The 17,664-nt window shown below is 46.2% G+C and carries 14 protein-coding genes; 13 read left to right on the top strand and 1 reads right to left on the bottom strand.

The window, feature by feature from the left end; genetic code table 11:
* The first annotated feature begins 1 nt into the window (after position 1).
* The 9 genes from KI210_RS00395 (at position 2) to KI210_RS00355 (ending at position 11,687) form a co-directional block, all read left to right on the top strand.
* Positions 2-2,440, top strand: a complete 2,439-nt coding sequence (locus KI210_RS00395) for an FtsK/SpoIIIE family DNA translocase (protein ID WP_212779914.1) — start codon at positions 2-4, stop codon at positions 2,438-2,440.
* Position 2,441: 1 nt separating this feature from the next.
* Positions 2,442-3,653, top strand: coding sequence for a M16 family metallopeptidase (locus KI210_RS00390; RefSeq protein WP_212779913.1), 1,212 nt, complete (start codon positions 2,442-2,444; stop codon positions 3,651-3,653).
* A complete protein-coding gene (locus KI210_RS00385) occupies positions 3,650-4,888 on the top strand; it encodes a M16 family metallopeptidase (protein ID WP_212779912.1) in 1,239 nt (412 codons plus the stop codon). Before KI210_RS00390 ends, KI210_RS00385 begins: the two co-directional genes overlap by 4 nt.
* Positions 4,888-5,616, top strand: a complete 729-nt coding sequence (ymfI, locus tag KI210_RS00380; protein ID WP_212779911.1) for an elongation factor P 5-aminopentanone reductase — start codon at positions 4,888-4,890, stop codon at positions 5,614-5,616. The genes KI210_RS00385 and ymfI overlap by 1 nt, the downstream gene beginning before the upstream one ends.
* A 62-nt stretch (positions 5,617-5,678) precedes the next feature.
* Entirely contained in the window at positions 5,679-6,722 is a 1,044-nt protein-coding gene (locus KI210_RS00375; RefSeq protein WP_212779910.1) for a helix-turn-helix domain-containing protein, read from the top strand.
* 30 nt (positions 6,723-6,752) lie between these two features.
* On the top strand, positions 6,753-7,313 hold the full coding sequence (pgsA, locus tag KI210_RS00370; protein WP_212779909.1) for a CDP-diacylglycerol--glycerol-3-phosphate 3-phosphatidyltransferase: 561 nt from the start codon (positions 6,753-6,755) through the stop codon (positions 7,311-7,313).
* A 165-nt stretch (positions 7,314-7,478) separates the two neighbouring features.
* Positions 7,479-8,585, top strand: a complete 1,107-nt coding sequence (recA, locus tag KI210_RS00365) for a recombinase RecA (RefSeq protein ID WP_212779908.1) — start codon at positions 7,479-7,481, stop codon at positions 8,583-8,585.
* Between the two features lie 178 nt (positions 8,586-8,763).
* Positions 8,764-10,395 (top strand): ribonuclease Y, encoded by a 1,632-nt coding sequence (rny, locus tag KI210_RS00360; RefSeq protein WP_212779907.1) that lies wholly within the window; start codon positions 8,764-8,766, stop codon positions 10,393-10,395.
* Between the two features lie 113 nt (positions 10,396-10,508).
* Positions 10,509-11,687 carry a glycosyltransferase family 4 protein gene (locus KI210_RS00355; protein ID WP_212779906.1) on the top strand — a complete coding sequence of 393 codons (1,179 nt, stop codon included), beginning with the start codon at positions 10,509-10,511 and terminating at the stop codon, positions 11,685-11,687.
* A gap of 28 nt (positions 11,688-11,715) precedes the next feature.
* Here KI210_RS00355 and KI210_RS00350 read toward each other — a convergent pair whose 3' ends face one another.
* On the bottom strand, positions 11,716-12,387 hold the full coding sequence (locus tag KI210_RS00350) for a YigZ family protein (protein ID WP_212779905.1): 672 nt from the start codon (positions 12,385-12,387) through the stop codon (positions 11,716-11,718).
* 44 nt (positions 12,388-12,431) lie between these two features.
* Here KI210_RS00350 and KI210_RS00345 point away from each other — a divergent pair, with 44 nt between their 5' ends.
* The 4 genes from KI210_RS00345 to secA all read left to right on the top strand — a co-directional run bounded on the left by KI210_RS00345 (position 12,432) and on the right by secA (position 17,536).
* Entirely contained in the window at positions 12,432-13,703 is a 1,272-nt protein-coding gene (locus KI210_RS00345; RefSeq protein ID WP_212779904.1) for a helicase-related protein, read from the top strand.
* Positions 13,700-14,380, top strand: coding sequence for a ComF family protein (locus KI210_RS00340; protein WP_212779903.1), 681 nt, complete (start codon positions 13,700-13,702; stop codon positions 14,378-14,380). Before KI210_RS00345 ends, KI210_RS00340 begins: the two co-directional genes overlap by 4 nt.
* 80 nt (positions 14,381-14,460) lie before the next feature.
* On the top strand, positions 14,461-15,006 hold the full coding sequence (gene hpf, locus KI210_RS00335; protein ID WP_212779902.1) for a ribosome hibernation-promoting factor, HPF/YfiA family: 546 nt from the start codon (positions 14,461-14,463) through the stop codon (positions 15,004-15,006).
* A 130-nt stretch (positions 15,007-15,136) separates the two neighbouring features.
* Positions 15,137-17,536 carry a preprotein translocase subunit SecA gene (gene secA / locus KI210_RS00330; RefSeq protein WP_212779901.1) on the top strand — a complete coding sequence of 800 codons (2,400 nt, stop codon included), beginning with the start codon at positions 15,137-15,139 and terminating at the stop codon, positions 17,534-17,536.
* The last annotated feature ends 128 nt before the right edge of the window (positions 17,537-17,664 follow it).

Below are 17,664 nucleotides of genomic sequence, written 5' to 3'. Positions count from 1 at the left end.
TATGGCGCGCAAGAAAAAGCAGACGACCAAAAAAACTACTAGCAAACGCAAGACTCCCCGCAAAAAGAAAGAGGAGAGTCTTTTTTGGGCGATTAGCGGAATTGTGCTCTTAGCCATCAGTGGACTGGCGTTTTCTCATTTTGGCTGGTTGGGAGCGCAGACCGCCAATTTGCTGCGCTTGTTTTTCGGGGATGCCTACTTGCTGGCTAGTGCCTTGTTTGTCTTGTTTGGGGCTGTCATGCTGATTTATAATCAACCGCCCCATTTTGGCTTCAAGCGCAACAGCGGCCTGGTGATGGCCTTGCTGGCCATTTTGGTCTTGTTGGCGGCGCATTTTTTTTCCCAAGAGAAAGTTCATGCCAACTTTACCAATGCTTTTTGGTTTGCTATGAGTGAAGAATTTGGCCGCGCCAGCGTCACCGAAAGCGTTGGGGGCGGCTTGTTGGGCAGCGTCATCTATGGCATTTTTTACCCCATTTTGGGCCAGACGGGAAGCCTGGTAGTCACTTGGACGGCCCTCGTAGTAGGAATTTTGATGTTCTTTGATGTCAAATTTAAGACCTTGCTCCATCGCTTTCAGTTTATTAGTCAGCTTTTTATCGCCAAAAACAAGGCAGCTGGCAGCAAGCTCAAGGATAATCTAACCGAATATGCCCATGATCATAAACCGTCCGTGACGGCCCATTTTAAAAAGGACATGGAGCTCCCAGATACGGATGACTTTTCTCATAAAAAGCCGGAGCAGGCAGACGTGCCGGTTGAAAATAGCAATGAGCCGCCTGCAGCCCCTGATCCTGAACCAGCTCCCTTGCCGACTGACCTTCCGCCGGAACCCGAGATTCAGCTGCCACCCGACCCGGAGCCGCTTCCTGAAGAAAGCATTAACCATGATCCGGAAAAATTGCCTAAGTCTCACAGTTTTCAAGCTGATGATGCCAAACTAATGCAGGCTTTAGGCGAGGTCGACCATGGCGAATTGACTAGCGCCAAGGTGGTTAAAAACTATAAAAAACCGCCAATCGATCTATTGGCGCCGATTCCTAAGAGCGACCAGGGCGATGACAAGGCCTTAATTCGCAAAAATACCGAAATTTTGCAGAAGACCTTTAAGAGTTTTGGCGTTGAAGTAATTATTAAACGGGCAATTTTGGGCCCGACCATTACCCGTTACGAAGTCCAGCCGGCCGTTGGAGTCAAGGTTAGCCGCATTGTCAATTTGGCCGATGACTTGGCACTGGCTTTGGCGGCTAAGGATATCCGAATTGAAGCCCCAATCCCGGGCAAGCCTTATATCGGGATTGAAGTTCCTAACCGCAATACCAGCGTGGTGTCCTTTAGGGATGTCATGATTCACCAAGATAAAAAGTCCCACCAAGACCCGATGACCGTGCCGCTAGGCAAGGATGTCTCTGGCAGCGTGGTCTCAGCTAATTTGACTAAAATGCCCCACCTCTTGATAGCGGGGTCGACTGGCTCAGGTAAGTCAGTCGCAATTAACACGATTTTGACTTCGATTTTGATGAAGGCTCGTCCAGAAGAAGTCAAATTGGTTTTAATTGACCCTAAGATGGTGGAACTTAGCGTTTATAACGGGGTTCCGCATTTATTAATTCCCGTGGTTACCGATTCTAAATTGGCAGCTAATGCGCTGCATAAAGCAGTGAAAGAAATGGAGCGGCGCTACAAGCTGTTTGCGGCTGGTGGCGTACGCAATATGGAAGAATATAACCGCAAGGCCAAGGCCAATAATGAAAATAAAGACCAGCCGGTCATGCCGATCTTGCCTTATATTCTGGTCGTTGTTGACGAATTGAGCGACTTGATGATGGTCGGCGGTCACGACGTTGAAGGGGCAATTGTACGTTTGGGCCAAATGGCACGAGCTGCCGGGATTCATATGATTTTGGCAACCCAGCGGCCGAGCGTTGATGTAATTACGGGCCTGATCAAGGCCAATGTTCCTTCGCGAATTTCTTTTGCTGTTTCCAGCGGGGTTGACTCGCGCACAATTTTGGACCAAACGGGGGCGGAAAAGCTCCTTGGTCACGGGGACATGCTTTATATGCCAATTGGCGCTTCCAAGCCGGAACGAATTCAAGGTGCTTATATTTCGAGCGATGAGGTTGAACAAGTTATTGCTTGGGTAAAAGACCAGCAAGAAGCAACCTACGATGAGGAAATGATTCCCCAGGAGACCAGCGAAAACGACCAAGCTAGTGGCGAAAGCGATGACGAATACTATGACCAGGCCGTTGACCTCGTTCGCCGGCAGCAAGCAGCCAGCGTCTCAATGCTGCAGCGCCGTTTCCGCATTGGTTATAATCGGGCGGCTCGCATTGTTGATGAGATGGAAGCTAAAGGCGTTGTCGGCCCATCAGAAGGGTCAAAGCCAAGACAAGTTTTGCTGCCTCCGCCAGATGATGAAAGGAATAATGGTTAAGATGGATAAACCTAATCTTGTGATAAGTCGAAATGACAAGTTTTCGACGGCGCTGTTAGGCATATATGTCAGCCTGCCGCTGACGCCGCATAATTTGGCTTATGCAAACCTATTGACGCGTTGCCAGTTATTGGCGACGGAACGTTTTCCCTCAATTCAGCAGCAACAAACCAAGCTAGCCCAAATGTATGGGATGCAGTTTGAAGCTAATCCCATGGTCTTTGGCAACAAGCTGCTGATTGGTTATTGGTGCAGCATGGTTGAACCGATCGAATTTTTGGATCCGGATTACTCATATAAAAAGTGCCTGGCCATCTTTGCCAGTTTGGTCCAGCAGCCCTTGTTCAACCAGCAGCTGCTTGATTTGGCTAAGCGGCAGCTTTTATCGGAGTGGCATGAAGCCATGCAAGAGCCGGCTAATTTAGCCTATAAAAACTTTTTCGATCATTGGTATCAAAAGCGTCCCGAGTATGCTTATAGCTTTATCGGTCCCATTGATCAGATTAAAAAAGCTACTTCTGCCGATTTGCAACGCTTTGTGGAAAATGTAGCCAGCCTGCCCACAATTTTTCTAGCTAATTCGCAATCGCCAGCAGCCATTAAAAAGGGCCTTGAAGATGCTATCATTTGGCCAGGTTTTTATAAACCGTTTAAGCCAGAAGATGTAGTTATCAAGGCCGATCCCTTGGACATAGCCTTTGGGGATGATCAGGGCAATATGCAAGTTCAGCTCTTGTTGGGCTATGGCATGACCGATACCGGTTTTGACCAGCAGCTGGCTTTAAAAGTTTTAAGCGAATATCTGACTGGCGACCAAAGTTCCAAATTGTTTATTAAAGTCCGTGAAGAATTAGGGGCTGCCTATGCAATTGACAGTACGGCCTATGGCAATAATTCATTGTTCTTAATCAATGCTGGCCTTGATCCGAAATTAGCAGGGCAGGCCGAGGAGATCATTCGAAATGAAATTGCGGCTGTTGCCAAGGGCGAAATTGACGAAGCCCTGTTAGCCCAGACTAAACGGCGCATGCTTAATAGCGAGCTGATTTTGCAAGACCGGCAAGAATGGTCCTTGCAGCAGCTGCTGCGCAACCAATTGTTGGCTGGCTATGGTGACTTCGACCGGACCCAAGCTTTGAAAAAGCTGACCAAGACTAAGCTGCAGCAAGCAGCCAGCAGCATCTTCTTTAATGAAAGGTATGTATTGAAATGATAGTACCTAAAATTCACCGGCGTACTTTTCCGTCTGGTTTTTCCGCTGAAATTGTTTTGCGCCCAGGTTTTGAACAGCAATTTTTCGGAATTATGGTGGACTTTGGAGCCAGCGACCCGCAGGCTTTGGCGGGCAGTGCCCACTTTTTAGAGCATAAGCTGTTTGCCAAAAAAACGGGCGATATCTCACACCGCTTCGAGGCTTTAGGAGCAGACACCAATGCTTTTACTGCCAGCAACGAGACCATGTTCTACGCCACCGGAATTGGTCATGCGCCCAAGATTATTGACTTATTGTTTGAATTAGTGGGCGAGCCATATTTTACTGACAGCAATGTTGCTAAAGAAGCCCCGATCATTGCCCAAGAATTGGCCATGTACCAAGATGACCCCCAGTGGTGGGTGGGCGATAGCTTAAAGCAGCAATTATTCGGCCAAGGGCTAGCCGCCATGGATGCGCTTGGCACTAAGCGCACGATCATGCAGATCACGCCTGCCAGCCTGAAACAGGTATATGAAGAAAATTACCTGGCGGGCAAATTGCATTTCATCGCGGTGGGCGACTTTTCGGCTAACCAGGTCAAAACGATTTTTCGCCAAGTTCACAAATTAAGCGACCAGTACTTTGCTCCCAAACCTGGTAGCTATGATCATACCCAAACGACGGGTCAGCTAGGGGATGAACGGGTTCCTTATCCAACTCGCAGCAATTGTTTAGGCCTAGCTGGAATTTTGCCAAACTTTAAGAAAGTTTTAGGCAGTCTTGATCTAGCTCAAATTCTAGTGGAGATCATGCTAGAATCTAAACTAAGTGTGATGAGTCCCTGGTTTGAAGAAGTCAGTCAAGCTGGCTTGCTCGACAACGATTTGCAGATTTCAGTGGATTACAGCAGACAAGGCAGCTACTTTACGATTTTGGGGCTCAGCAGTCAGCCTGAAACCGTGATTCATAAGATCAAAGAAGTCTTGGCCGAACCACTGATGGGCGAATTTGATCAACAATTTTTTGCCCTGCAAAAGAAAAACTGGTTAGCACGAACGGCACGCGGCTACAATGATTTAAGCTTTTTAGCCATTGAATTGGCTGAAGCCAGTCTTGACGGCGAGAATCCGTACGACTTAATGGAAAAGCTTAGTCAGCTGAGTTTTGCTGATTATGTGACTTTTGTGCAAGATTTGACGCATGATTGGCAAATTGGCTCGGCTTATTTGGTTAAAAGCAAGGGGGTCAAGTAATGCGCCGGGCGATTGTCTTTGGTGCGACCGGCACGATCGGCAGCGCCATTTGCCGCCAGTTGGCTGCTAGCGGCTGGTCGCTTTACCTGCATTTTAACCAGCACGGCGAGCGGGCCCAAGCTTTAGCTGAGGAATTGTTTGACCAATACCCGGAACAGGATTTTTTGCCCATCCAGTTGGATTTGGCAGCTAGCGACTCTGCGCTAACGGCATTTGTCGCGCAATTGCTGCCGGTTAATGCGGCTGTTTTTGCTCATGGCATTACCAAATATGGCTTGTTGGGCGACCAGGAACTAGCAGCAATTGACCAAGTACTTCAGGTCAATTTGCACGCACCGATCAAATTAACCAAATTATTAGAAAAGCAATTGCTGGCGCGACCGCATAGCCGGATTGTCTATTTGGGGTCCGTTTATGGCGGTCAAGGCAGTGCGATGGAAACGGTCTATTCTGCTTCAAAAGCTGCCTTGTCAGCTTTTGCCCAAAGCTATGCCCGCGAGACGGCGGCTAGCGGTTTGAGCGTCAATGTCATCGCCCCAGGGGCCGTAGCTAGTGCGATGAATGCCATTTTTTCACCGGCTGAATTAGCTGCGGTCAAGGCCGAAATTCCCGCCGGCCGCTTAGCCAAGGGCAGCGACATTGCAGTGTGGGTTGACCATTTGCTGGCTGAAGACAGTGATTATTTAACAGGGCAAACAATTTATATTGCTGGAGGTTGGCTTAGATAGCGGTTAATTGATCAGATTTATGTTATACTCTATGTTGTTATTTCAAAATTGAAGAGGTTAATATGGCAGATATCGGACAAAAATTACGCGAAGCTAGAGAAGCCAAGGGTTTATCGCTTGAAGACGTGGAAAAAGCCACCAAAATTCAAAGCAGATATTTAACAGCGATCGAAAATAACGATTTTGACCGCTTGCCCGGCGATTTCTATGCTAGAGCTTTTATCAGACAATATGCACAAATTGTCGGCCTCGATGGTAAAGAATTGTTGGCTGACTACCATCAAGAGGTACCAGAAACCGACCCTGAAGAATATGTCGAAAATTCAATCGACAACAAGAGTGAAGAAGTTCGCGAGACCACTAACAACAAGAGTGGCTTATGGAAGAACTATTTGCCACGGATCGGCATTGGCGTCGGCATCATCGTCGTTATCTTGGTAATTTATGTCGCTTATGCCAACTTCTCAGGTCGGGGCGGCAGTTCTTCCAATAACGGGGACAATTCCGTAACCGTATCTTCAACGTCATCCTCTTCCTCAAGCAAAAAGAAAAAGACGACGAAGAAGGCCGTGCAAATTAAGGACTTGGGCGACAATCAATACCGGATCCTTAACTTGTCCAGCAACCGTAAGTTAGTTGTCCGTGCAAGTTCAGATTACGCCACCACAGTCACGATTGCCGTTGATGGCTCAACTGAGTATTCGCAAACGTTGTCTGCTGGCGAAAAGCACACCATGAATATCCCTAAGGGGACTGAAAATGTGCAAATTACTTTGAGCTACGACACTGGTACCAAGGTAACGGTTGCCGGCAAGGCGGTACCATATACTGCTAGTGGCAGCAGCTTGACGCTAACGCTCTTGATTGGCAAGAATGCCAAGGCTTCAAGCAGTTCATCATCAAGTTCAGCCACTTATTCAACAACTAGCTCATCCAGCACTTACAGCTCATCTTCTTACTCATCTAGTGTAAGCAGCTCTTCAAGTGCTTCCTCAACTAGTTCTTCATCGCAAACTCAATCGAGTTCAAGCAGCAGTGCAAATGCCAATAACAATGGCAATAATGACAACAACGGTAACACCAACAACAATAATGGTGGCAGATAAATAGTAAGAGTAAGAGGAGCAGGCTAGAAAATGAATTTACCTAACAAATTGACAGTTTTCCGTATTATCTTGATTCCGGTCTTTATGTTGATTGTGATTTTTGGTGGCGATGCCAAAGTCGAGGTTTTCGGTTCAACAATTTACTGGAATTTAGTGATCGCAGCAGTAGTATTTGCAATTGCCAGCTACACCGACTGGCTTGATGGCCATATTGCCCGGGCACGCGGCTTGGTAACCAACTTCGGCAAGTTTGCCGACCCAATGGCTGATAAGATGTTGACCATGACGGCTTTCATCTTCTTAGTTGAATTGGACTTGGCCCCAGCTTGGATTGTTGCCATAATTGTCTGCCGGGAATTAGCAGTTACTGGTTTGCGGTTGATCGTGGTGGAAAACAATGGCAAGGTCATGGCAGCCAAAATGCCAGGTAAAATCAAAACCACTTGCCAAATGCTGTCAATCATCTTCTTGTTGTGCGGCGATCTTTTCCACATTGGCACAATTTTATTGTGGGTAGCTTTAATCTTTACCATTTACTCTGGATATGACTACTTCCACAGTTCTTGGGACGTTTTCAAAGGCTCAATGTAAGAGAAACGGAGGGTTTGCCCTCTTTTTCTTTTTTTGCAAAAAAATATGAAAAATTCAGCTTTTTTGCGTATTAATCTTTAGTGGGGTTTTATGGCTTAAAATTTGCATCTCCGGATCAAGGACAAGTATAATTACCTCGAGAAAAATTTTAGAAGGGACATTTAAATGGCCAAAGACGAGAAACAAGCTGCTTTAGATGCAGCACTCAAAAAAATTGAAAAAAACTTTGGTAAAGGTGCCGTTATGCGCATGGGCGAAAAAGTGGATACCCAAATTTCGACGGTTCCGACTGGCTCAATCGCGCTTGACGCTGCCTTGGGCGTGGGCGGTTATCCCCGTGGACGGATTGTTGAAATCTATGGACCTGAATCATCAGGTAAAACCACGGTTGCCTTACATGCCGTAGCTGAGGTACAAAAACGTGGCGGGACGGCTGCCTATATCGATGCCGAAAACGCCATGGATCCAGCTTATGCGGAAGCCTTAGGGGTTGATATTGATTCATTGATCCTTTCGCAGCCAAACACGGGTGAAGAAGGCCTGCAGATTGCTGATACTTTGATTTCATCCGGTGCGATTGACATTGTGGTTGTTGACTCCGTAGCGGCACTGGTACCCCGGGCCGAAATTGAAGGCGAAATGGGCGACTCGCACGTTGGGCTCCAGGCACGGCTGATGTCGCAAGCATTGCGTAAATTGTCAGGGACAATTTCTAAGACCAAGACGATTGCGATCTTTATTAACCAGATTCGGGAAAAGGTTGGCGTCATGTTTGGGAACCCGGAAACCACTCCCGGTGGCCGGGCACTGAAGTTTTATTCAACTATTCGGCTGGAAGTTCGCCGGGCTGAACAAATTAAGCAAGGCGGCGACGTGATTGGTAACCGGACCAAGATTAAGGTGGTTAAGAACAAGGTAGCACCGCCATTCAAGGTTGCCGAAGTTGATATTATGTACGGTAAAGGCGTTTCCCAATCAGGCGAATTGCTTGATATGGCTGCGGATAAGGATATTATCAAAAAGGCTGGTTCATGGTACTCCTACCACGATGACCGCATTGGTCAGGGACGGGAAAATGCCAAGGCCTACCTTGAAGAGCATCCTGATATTTACCAAGAAGTTGAAACGCAAGTGCGTCAGGCCTTTGGCATTGATGAAGCTTCACTAAAGGAAAAGGAAGATCCTGCCAAAATTAAAGAAGCTAAAGCTGCCAAGGAAGCTAAGGATGAAGCTGACGCCGGCGACAAAAGCCCCAACCCCAGTAAAAAGTAATCAAAATATTGACTTAGACCTCGGATTTTAGTCCGGGGTTTTTATTTTTTTACAGTGGTAACATAACACCGATCCTTTTTTGCATTTCATTGACATGTCTGTAACAGTTATTTATCATTAAAGTTGGTGTGAATAATTCTACAAAATGTTTAACTAGAAAATAAAAAGGCGATGAAATATGAATATTAATTTATTTGAGCTCGTCGCCATTGCTATTGTTTCAATCCTATTGGGAGTGTGGGGCGGTTACGCTTATCGGCGCAAGGTTTGGGAAAACCAAGCAGCCAACGCCAAAAATGATGCCGACCACCTCATCAGTGAGGCTAAGGCGCAAGTAGCAGCTGCTGAGGCTGAGGTGGAGGCCCAAAAGCAGGCCGCTGCAGCCGTCAAGCAGGGAGCGGAAAATACGAAAAAGGCCAAGATTTTAGAGGCCCAAGAGGAAATCCGCAACTACCGGCAAGAGACCGAAAATGAATTAAACGAAAAGCGCAGCGATTTATCGCGCCAGGAAAATCGTCTGCAGCAACGGTCTGATACCTTAGATCACAAGAGTTCGCTGCTAGATGAACGCGCAAGCGAACTTTCCCACAAGGAAGACCAATTAAAAGACCAAAAAACTAGTTTACAGACCAAATTAAGCCAGGCGGAAAAGCTGATTGAAGAGCGCAAGCAGAAGCTGCTGGAGGTAGCGGGCTTGAGCGTTGAAGAAGCGAAAAAGCTGGTTTTGGATAATTTAAAGGAAGACCTGGTCAAAGAACGAGCCGAGCTGATTAAGGCCAGCAATGAAGAAATTCAAGCTAAAGCTGACCATTTTGCTCATCAAGTGCTTGTTGACGCAATCGAAAGTTCTGCTGCTGATACGGTAGCAGAAACGACGGTGTCAGTTGTTGACTTGCCTAATGAAGAAATGAAGGGGCGGATTATCGGCCGTGAAGGGCGCAATATTCGTTCCTTTGAAGCCTTGACGGGAATCGACTTAATTATTGACGATACGCCAAAGGTGGTCACTTTATCAGGCTTTGATCCCATCAGACGGGAAATTGCTAAACGGGCAATGCAGCGTTTGATTAAGGATGGTCGAATCCACCCAGCTCGTATTGAAGAGATGGTGGATAAGGCCCGCAAGGAAGTCAATGACGATATTTATGAAGCCGGGGAGGCTGCCCTGATGGACCTGGGGATTCATCGCATGAATCCAGAAATGGTCAAGATGTTAGGGCGACTCAAGTACCGGACGTCTTACGGTCAAAATGTGCTGGCCCACTCAATTGAAGTGGCTAAATTAGCTGGCACCATGGCGGCCGAACTTGGTCTAGATGAAAAAATGGCAGTGCGCGCGGGATTATTACACGATATCGGCAAAGCAATCGATCATGATATTGAAGGCTCTCACGTTGAAATCGGGGTTGAATTAGCCCGGAAATATCGTGAACCTGATTTAGTGGTCAATGCAATTGCCGCACACCACGGCGACGTGCCGAAGCTATCGTTTATTGCCGACTTAGTAGTCGCAGCTGATACGATTAGCTCAGCCCGGCCGGGAGCACGCAGCGAGAGTCTTGAAAACTATATCCGTCGCTTAACTGATCTTGAAAATATTGCTAACTCCTACCAAGGAGTGGAGCAAGCTTATGCAATTCAAGCGGGACGTGAAGTACGGGTAATGGTTAAACCTGAGGAAATTTCCGATGACCGGACGATTATTCTAGCCCGGGATATTCAACGACGAGTTGAAAAAGAACTTGATTACCCAGGAAATATCAAGATTACGGTAATCCGTGAAAAACGGGTAGTTACCATTGCTAAATAAATTAACAGAGCTTTCAGCATTTAGCTGGAGGCTCTGTTTGTTTATTTTCGGGTTTGTACTCAATATCCACAACTTGTATAATATGCTTTATAAAATGTAGAAAGCAGCATGATATGTTTAAGATTATTGTTGAACTTTTTTTCTTGGTGATTATCCAAGCTGCCATCACGCCTTTTATTCGGCGGCTGGCTTTTGTCTTAGGTGCAGTTGATAATCCTAATGCCCGGCGGGTAAACAAGAAACCGATGCCTACCATCGGCGGGCTGGGGATTTTTGTTACTTTCAATATTGGCACGTTTATCTTGTTTCGGGAACAATTTCCGACCCATGAAACATTTTCTATTTTACTAGCTTCCAGTATTATCATCCTGACTGGAATGATTGATGATGTTTTGGAACTTAAGCCACGGCAAAAAATGCTGGGGATTTTTTTGGCTGCCTTGGTAATTTATTTCCTGGCAGGCATTCAAATGAATGAAATCAATGTGCCCCTGTCTCATCAGGTGATCAATTTAGGCTGGTGGAGTTTTCCCATTACCATCTTTTGGATTCTCGCCCTCACCAACGCTGTCAACCTGATTGATGGGCTGGACGGGCTGGCAACCGGGGTGTCCATGATTTCTTTGACCACCATGGGCATTGTGGCTTATTATTTTATTCCTAACCGGCAAATTTACGTGCCGATTATGTGTTTTATGCTAGCAGCCTGCTTGTTAGGCTTCTTGCCCTATAACTTCCACCCAGCCCGCATCTTTTTAGGCGATACGGGTGCCTTGTATGTTGGTTTTATGATTTCGGTCTTGAGTTTGAAAGGCTTAAAGAATATCACCTTTATTTCCATGGTGGTGCCGATCATTATTTTGGGCGTGCCAATTACTGATACCATCTATGCCATGATTCGGCGCAAACTGAACCATAAACCAGTTTCACAAGCTGACAAGCACCACCTGCATCACCAATTAATGCGGATGGGTTTGACCCATCGGCAGACGGTTTTGGTAATTTATGCGATTTCCCTAATCTTTTCCTTCTTTTCACTCTTGTTGCTGCTCTCACCGAATTGGGGGATCTGGCCACTGGGCATTGCCTTGATTATTGGCCTGGAAATTTTTGTGGAATCGATCGGCTTGCTTGGCGATAAATACAAACCGATCCTGCATCTGATCCAAAAACTGATCAACCAGCGCACGGTTGTCGATCCTAAGGTCCAGGTTTGGCATTTGGGTGATGAGAAGCCCGAACAACTAAAGGCGAAGAAGCCAGCTAAAGAAAAACAGGACGAAACCAAATAAAAATGGAGTTCCGTAGGAACTCCATTTTTTAATCCAGGTCAGTTTCATGATAATTGTGAGCTTCGACAGGAACTTCGCGATACTTAAGCGCACCTTTCTTAAATGCAACTTGTCCGCTCAATAAATTAAGCAGATCCTGTTCAAAAGCAGCTACTGCAGGTTCATCTAAAAAGACCTCGATGGTAATTGCGGCGCCGTAATCAGTAGACGCAACTGCTATATTGTGTTCAGTTAAATAATGGTTGACCAGATCGTATTGCTTGTAGCTGAGTTCAAAACTTACGTTTTGCTGGCGAACGCGTTTAACAACGCCGATTTTTTGCACGGCTTCGGTGACAGAATTTGAGTAAGCCCGAATTAAACCGCCAGCTCCTAGTTTGATCCCGCCAAAGTAGCGCGTTACCACCACGGTCACATCTTTTAAGCCCATTAGCTGCAAAGCCTTTAATTCTGGCACGCCCGCAGTGCCGGAAGGTTCTCCATTGTCGCTAGCCTTAACTTGTTCGTCATTAAGCCCAATGGTGTAAGCATAGGTGTTGTGGGTAGCGTCGTGATATTGTTTGCTGATTTTTTGAATAAAGGCCTTGGCTTCATCAACGGACGTCGTTCTAGCAAGACTAGCAATGAAGCGACTCTTTTTTATGACCAGTTCATGTTGACCATTTTCCTTGAGGGTTAAATAATTTTTTTCTTGATTCATGAAAAATTTTCCTTTTTTGCGTAATTACTCTTGAGGAGGTTTTTATGGATGAATTAATTGGACGCCAATGGTTGGCTAATCAAGAGGATATTACCACAATTAGCACTTGTGAAAAAGTTCCAGCAATTCAAGCTGATCGCTGTCAGCGTTGTGGCAGTCAGCTCTTAGCCTACTTGCCGAGCCGAAAGCGATATTGTCGCTCCTGTCTGGGGATCGGACGAGTGAGTGAAGACCAGGTGTTAGTGCGCAATTTGGCAACAGCAGTTTTTCCAAAAAATCCCGCGCCCTTGACCTGGCAAGGGAAGCTGACCAAGCATCAAACCAAAATCAGTCAAGCATTGGTTAACAACTATCATGCGGGTAAAACCACGCTAGTCCATGCTGTAACCGGGGCTGGCAAAACCGAAATGCTGTTTCCTTTGCTGGCAGCTTGTCTAGCAGATGGCAAGCGGGCGGCTGTCGCTGCTCCAAGAATTGACGTGATTAATGAACTTTATCCGCGTCTGGCGGAGGCTTTTGCCCAAATCAAGGTGGGCTGCTATCACGGCAAGCGAGAAGCAGAACCAGGGTGTGAGCAATTAACCTTGCTGACCACGCATCAGTTGTTAAAATTTTACCGGGCCTTTGACTTGCTCATTATTGATGAAGTTGATTCGTTTCCTTACGCTGGTGATCCCATGCTGCATTTTGGTGCCAAAAATGCCGTCAAAACTGCGGGCGTCACGGTTTACCTAACGGCTACGCCAACCAGTGACTTGCTAGCAGAGATTAATCAAGGCAAAGTCGCCAAATTAACGCTTAAGCGCCGGTTTCACGGGCAAAAATTGCCTGTGCCCAGGGAAAAGCTATTTTTAAGGCCATATCTCAACCATGGCAGACTTAATCCGCAATTAGCGGAGCATATTTCCCGGGCAATAAAAGCTGGTCACCCCTTATTGTTGTTTGTGCCGAAAATTACCGAAATTCCAGCATATTTGGCCGCCATCAAGGCTGATCCGCAATTTGCTCAGCTAAAGCTTGCCGGAGTTCATGCGGCTGATCCGGAACGACTTAGCAAGGTTGAGGCATTTCGCCGGGGCGAATTAGAAATATTGGTGACGACGACAATTTTAGAGCGGGGCGTAACTTTTAAGCATGTGTGGGTGATAATTTTAGCAGCTGATGACCGCATCTATAGTGCTAGTTCCTTGGTGCAGATTGCTGGCCGCGTGGGACGGGCGAGTGATGACCCGACGGGCTTGGTATTATTTTGTTACCATCGCTATACCCATAATATTCGGCAAGCCATGCAGGAAATCCAGGAGATGAATCAATGAGAGTGTGCCTTTTATGTGGGAATTGTTTTCTGCCGCCAGTTGATTTAGTCAGGCTGTTTTCCTTTCAGGCTTTTCATGAAGCAGTTTTGTGTCCCCATTGTCAAAAATTGTTTCAGCCGCTTGGGCCAATTCGCTGTCCGGCTTGCGGTCGCAGTCAACAGACGGCCCAATTATGCCGCGATTGCCAGCGCTGGGAGCAAATCTATGACGGCGATTTGCTGGTTAATTGCAGCCTTTATCATTATGACCAGGCCATGCACGACTTGATGGTGCAATATAAAAGGTACGGCGACTATCAACTCGCCCAGGTTTTAGCCAGCTTCTTGCCGCCTTTGCCAAACTGGCTTTTGGTGCCGATTCCGACTTCGCCGGAACATCAAGCTAAGCGGGGCTTTGACACAATTGAAGCGATTTTTGGCAATTACGCCTTAAAGCCGCTTTTGACCAAAATCCCCGGTCAAGGTGCCCAGGGGATGCGCAGCCGGCAGGAGCGCCTAGAGGCTGAGCAAGGCTTTGTGCTTGCAGATGTAAACTATCCTATTTACAATAGAAGTATCAGCAAAATCTTATTGCTGGATGACATTTATACTACCGGTCGCACGCTTTATCACGCTCGCGACTGCTTACGCAGAGCTTTTCCAAGCGCTAAAATCAAGTCTTTCACAATTTGTCGCTAGATTTCAGTGAAACGCTTACACTAATTTGGTATAATAAAGGTGTAAAGAAAAACCGCGTAGCGGAGAAAGGAGAATCTTATATGTTAAAGTACAATGTTCGTGGAGAAAATGTCGAAGTAACAGATGCTTTAAGAAACTATGTTGAAAAGCGTTTGAAGAAACTCGAGAAGTACTTTGAACTGAACCAAGATGTGATCGCTCACGTAAACTTAAAGATTTACCGTGATCACACAGCCAAAGTTGAAGTTACGATTCCTTTGCCTTACCTGGTTTTGCGTGCTGAAGAAACTACCGATGACATGTATCGGAGTATTGACTTTGTATCTGAGAAGCTGGAACGGCAAATCAGAAAGTACAAGACGCGGGTAAACCGCAAGAGTCGTGAAAAGGGTCTGCAGGATTTCTTTGTTGAAACCCCGGAAGAACCAAAGGAAGAAAGCAAAGCTTTTGACATTGTGCGCAACAAGCAGGTAAACTTGAAGCCGATGGATCCGGAAGAGGCAATTTTGCAAATGGACATGTTGGAACATGATTTCTTCGTCTTCCAAGACGCTGAAACCAACGGTACCAGCGTTGTCTACCGCAGAAACGACGGCCGATATGGCTTAATTGAAACGAATGAATAAATTGTAATTTACTAAAGCAAACTGATGATTAATGAACCTTGTCCGAATCCGGGCAAGGTTTTATTTTTCTCGGCATTTATGATAAAATTAGCCTGTATTTTTAGACTTTACGACAATAAGGACCGATTGAATGGCAAACATTTTAAAGAAAATCTATAACGCTGATAAGCGAGAACTAAAGAAATTCGAAAAAATTGCAGATAAGGTTGAAGCTCATGCTGACGAAATGAGCAAGCTTTCAGATGAAGAACTGCAAGCCAAAACCGATGAATTCAAAAAACGCATCAAGGACGGCGAAACGCTCGACGACTTATTGCCAGAAGCGTTTGCGGTTGCCCGTGAAGGCGCTAAGCGCGTATTGGGCTTGTACCCATTCCACGTCCAAATTTTGGGTGGGATTGCGCTGCACTACGGTAACATTGCCGAAATGATGACCGGTGAAGGGAAGACCTTGACGGCTACCATGCCAGTTTATCTGAATGCGCTAGAAGGCAAAGGCGTTCACGTAGTTACGGTTAACGAATACTTGTCAAGCCGTGACGAAAGCGAAATGGGGCAATTGTACCGCTGGTTAGGTTTGAGTACCGGCTTGAACTTAAACAGCATGACCCCTGATGAAAAGCGTGAAGCTTATAATTGCGATGTTACTTATTCAACCAACTCCGAATTAGGTTTTGACTACCTGCGGGACAATATGGTGGTTTATAAGGAACAAATGGTTCAACGACCATTGAATTATGCCATCATCGACGAAGTTGACTCAATTTTGATCGATGAAGCCAGAACGCCATTGATTATTTCTGGTGAAGCTGAACAAGCAACTGGTGATTACATTAGAGCCGACCGTTTTGTCAAGAAATTGACTGAAGACAAGTCAGACGATGATGCCGATGACACCAAGGATTACGGCGACTACAAGATTGACTGGCCAACCAAGACCATTTCCTTAACGCGGCAAGGAATTAAGAAGGCCGAAGAACACTTTGGCTTGGAAAACTTGTATGATGTTGAAAACCAAAAGCTGGTTCACCACATTGACCAAGCCTTGCGGGCTAACTACATCATGCTGAAGGATATCGACTACGTTGTCCAAAACGGTGAAGTTTTGATCGTTGACTCCTTCACTGGTCGGGTAATGGAAGGTCGGCGCTACTCAGATGGGCTGCACCAAGCCATCGAAGCTAAGGAAAACGTCAAGATTCAAGAAGAATCCAAGACCCAAGCTACGATTACCTACCAGAACTACTTCAGAATGTACAAAAAGCTTTCCGGGATGACAGGGACGGCCAAGACGGAAGAAGAAGAATTCCGTGAAATTTACAACATGGAAGTTATCACTATTCCAACTAACCGGCCAATTGCCAGAATTGATAACCCGGACGTGCTCTATCCAACTTTGGAAAGCAAGTTTAACGCCGTTGTTGCTGATATTGCCAAGCGTCATGAAAAAGGCCAGCCAGTTTTGGTGGGTACGGTTGCCATTGAAAGCTCAGAACTTTTGAGCAAGCTTTTGGACAAAGCCGGCATTCCGCACGCCGTTTTGAACGCTAAGAACCACGCCAAAGAAGCTGCCATCATCATGAACGCGGGGCAACGCGGGGCCGTTACGATTGCCACCAACATGGCCGGTCGTGGTACTGACATCAAGCTGGGGCCTGGCGTAAAAGAATTAGGCGGTTTAGCCGTAATCGGGACTGAACGACACGAATCTCGCCGGATTGACAACCAGCTCCGTGGTCGTTCAGGTCGTCAAGGTGACCCTGGTGAAACTCGTTTCTACCTGTCACTAGAAGATGACTTGATGAAGCGCTTCGGGGGCGATCGGGTGAAGGACTTCCTTGACCGCTTGAGCGATAACGATGACGACAAGGTCATTGAAAGTCGTTTGATTACCCGCCAAGTTGAAAGTGCCCAAAAACGGGTCGAAGGCAACAACTACGACACGCGTAAGCAAACCCTGCAATACGATGATGTTATGCGGATTCAGCGGGAAATCATCTACGGTGAACGGATGCAGGTCATTGAAGAAGACAAGTCTTTGAAAGATGTCTTAATGCCAATGATCAAGCGGACAATCGACAGTCAAGTCGACATGTTCACTAACGGCGATCGGAAAGATTGGCGGATCGACAGTTTGCGCGACTTCATCAGTTCAACGATTGCTTCGGAAGACTTTACCAACAAGATTGACTTTAAGGAAATCTCAGCTGCTGATTTGAAGAAGCAATTATATGAAGAAGCTGAACGCAACTATGACCAAAAGGCCTCAGTTTTTAATGATCCAGAACAAATGCTGGAATTTGAAAAGGTGGTAATCCTGCGGGTCGTTGACGAACGCTGGACTGACCACATCGATGCCATGGACCAATTGCGGCAATCAATTGGTTTACGGGGCTATGGTCAATTGAACCCATTAGTTGAATATCAAGATTCAGGTTACCGGATGTTTGAAGAAATGATTTCCAACATTGAATTTGACGTTACCCGTCTGTTCTTAAAGGCTGAAATCAGAGAAAACTTAACCCGGTAATTAATGGCAAAATTTAGAAGAGTTTGGGGAACAGCCCCAGACTTTTTTCTTTTTGCTAAAATTTCCATCATTCAGGTTTTTGTCCGCTATTTTTTGATAAGATAAGGTCAGATTATATGTTTGAGAGG

It is taken from the genome of Lactobacillus corticis (genome assembly GCF_018327645.1).
Lineage (GTDB): Bacteria > Bacillota > Bacilli > Lactobacillales > Lactobacillaceae > Lactobacillus > Lactobacillus corticis.
Note: the sequence above shows the minus strand (reverse complement) of the source record. Positions and strands in the feature narration are given on the sequence as shown.

What these genes read in the sequence shown, in the direction of transcription:
- hpf (WP_212779902.1), top strand. Translation starts at nt 14,461, where the DNA reads ATGTTAAAGTACAATGTTCGTGGAGAAAATGTCGAAGTAACAGATGCT.
- KI210_RS00355 (WP_212779906.1), top strand. Translation starts at nt 10,509, where the DNA reads ATGTTTAAGATTATTGTTGAACTTTTTTTCTTGGTGATTATCCAAGCT.
- secA (WP_212779901.1), top strand. Translation starts at nt 15,137, where the DNA reads ATGGCAAACATTTTAAAGAAAATCTATAACGCTGATAAGCGAGAACTA.
- pgsA (WP_212779909.1), top strand. Translation starts at nt 6,753, where the DNA reads ATGAATTTACCTAACAAATTGACAGTTTTCCGTATTATCTTGATTCCG.
- KI210_RS00395 (WP_212779914.1), top strand. Translation starts at nt 2, where the DNA reads ATGGCGCGCAAGAAAAAGCAGACGACCAAAAAAACTACTAGCAAACGC.
- KI210_RS00375 (WP_212779910.1), top strand. Translation starts at nt 5,679, where the DNA reads ATGGCAGATATCGGACAAAAATTACGCGAAGCTAGAGAAGCCAAGGGT.
- ymfI (WP_212779911.1), top strand. Translation starts at nt 4,888, where the DNA reads ATGCGCCGGGCGATTGTCTTTGGTGCGACCGGCACGATCGGCAGCGCC.
- KI210_RS00350 (WP_212779905.1), bottom strand. Translation starts at nt 12,387, where the DNA reads ATGAATCAAGAAAAAAATTATTTAACCCTCAAGGAAAATGGTCAACAT.
- KI210_RS00390 (WP_212779913.1), top strand. Translation starts at nt 2,442, where the DNA reads ATGGATAAACCTAATCTTGTGATAAGTCGAAATGACAAGTTTTCGACG.
- rny (WP_212779907.1), top strand. Translation starts at nt 8,764, where the DNA reads ATGAATATTAATTTATTTGAGCTCGTCGCCATTGCTATTGTTTCAATC.
- KI210_RS00345 (WP_212779904.1), top strand. Translation starts at nt 12,432, where the DNA reads ATGGATGAATTAATTGGACGCCAATGGTTGGCTAATCAAGAGGATATT.
- KI210_RS00385 (WP_212779912.1), top strand. Translation starts at nt 3,650, where the DNA reads ATGATAGTACCTAAAATTCACCGGCGTACTTTTCCGTCTGGTTTTTCC.
- KI210_RS00340 (WP_212779903.1), top strand. Translation starts at nt 13,700, where the DNA reads ATGAGAGTGTGCCTTTTATGTGGGAATTGTTTTCTGCCGCCAGTTGAT.
- recA (WP_212779908.1), top strand. Translation starts at nt 7,479, where the DNA reads ATGGCCAAAGACGAGAAACAAGCTGCTTTAGATGCAGCACTCAAAAAA.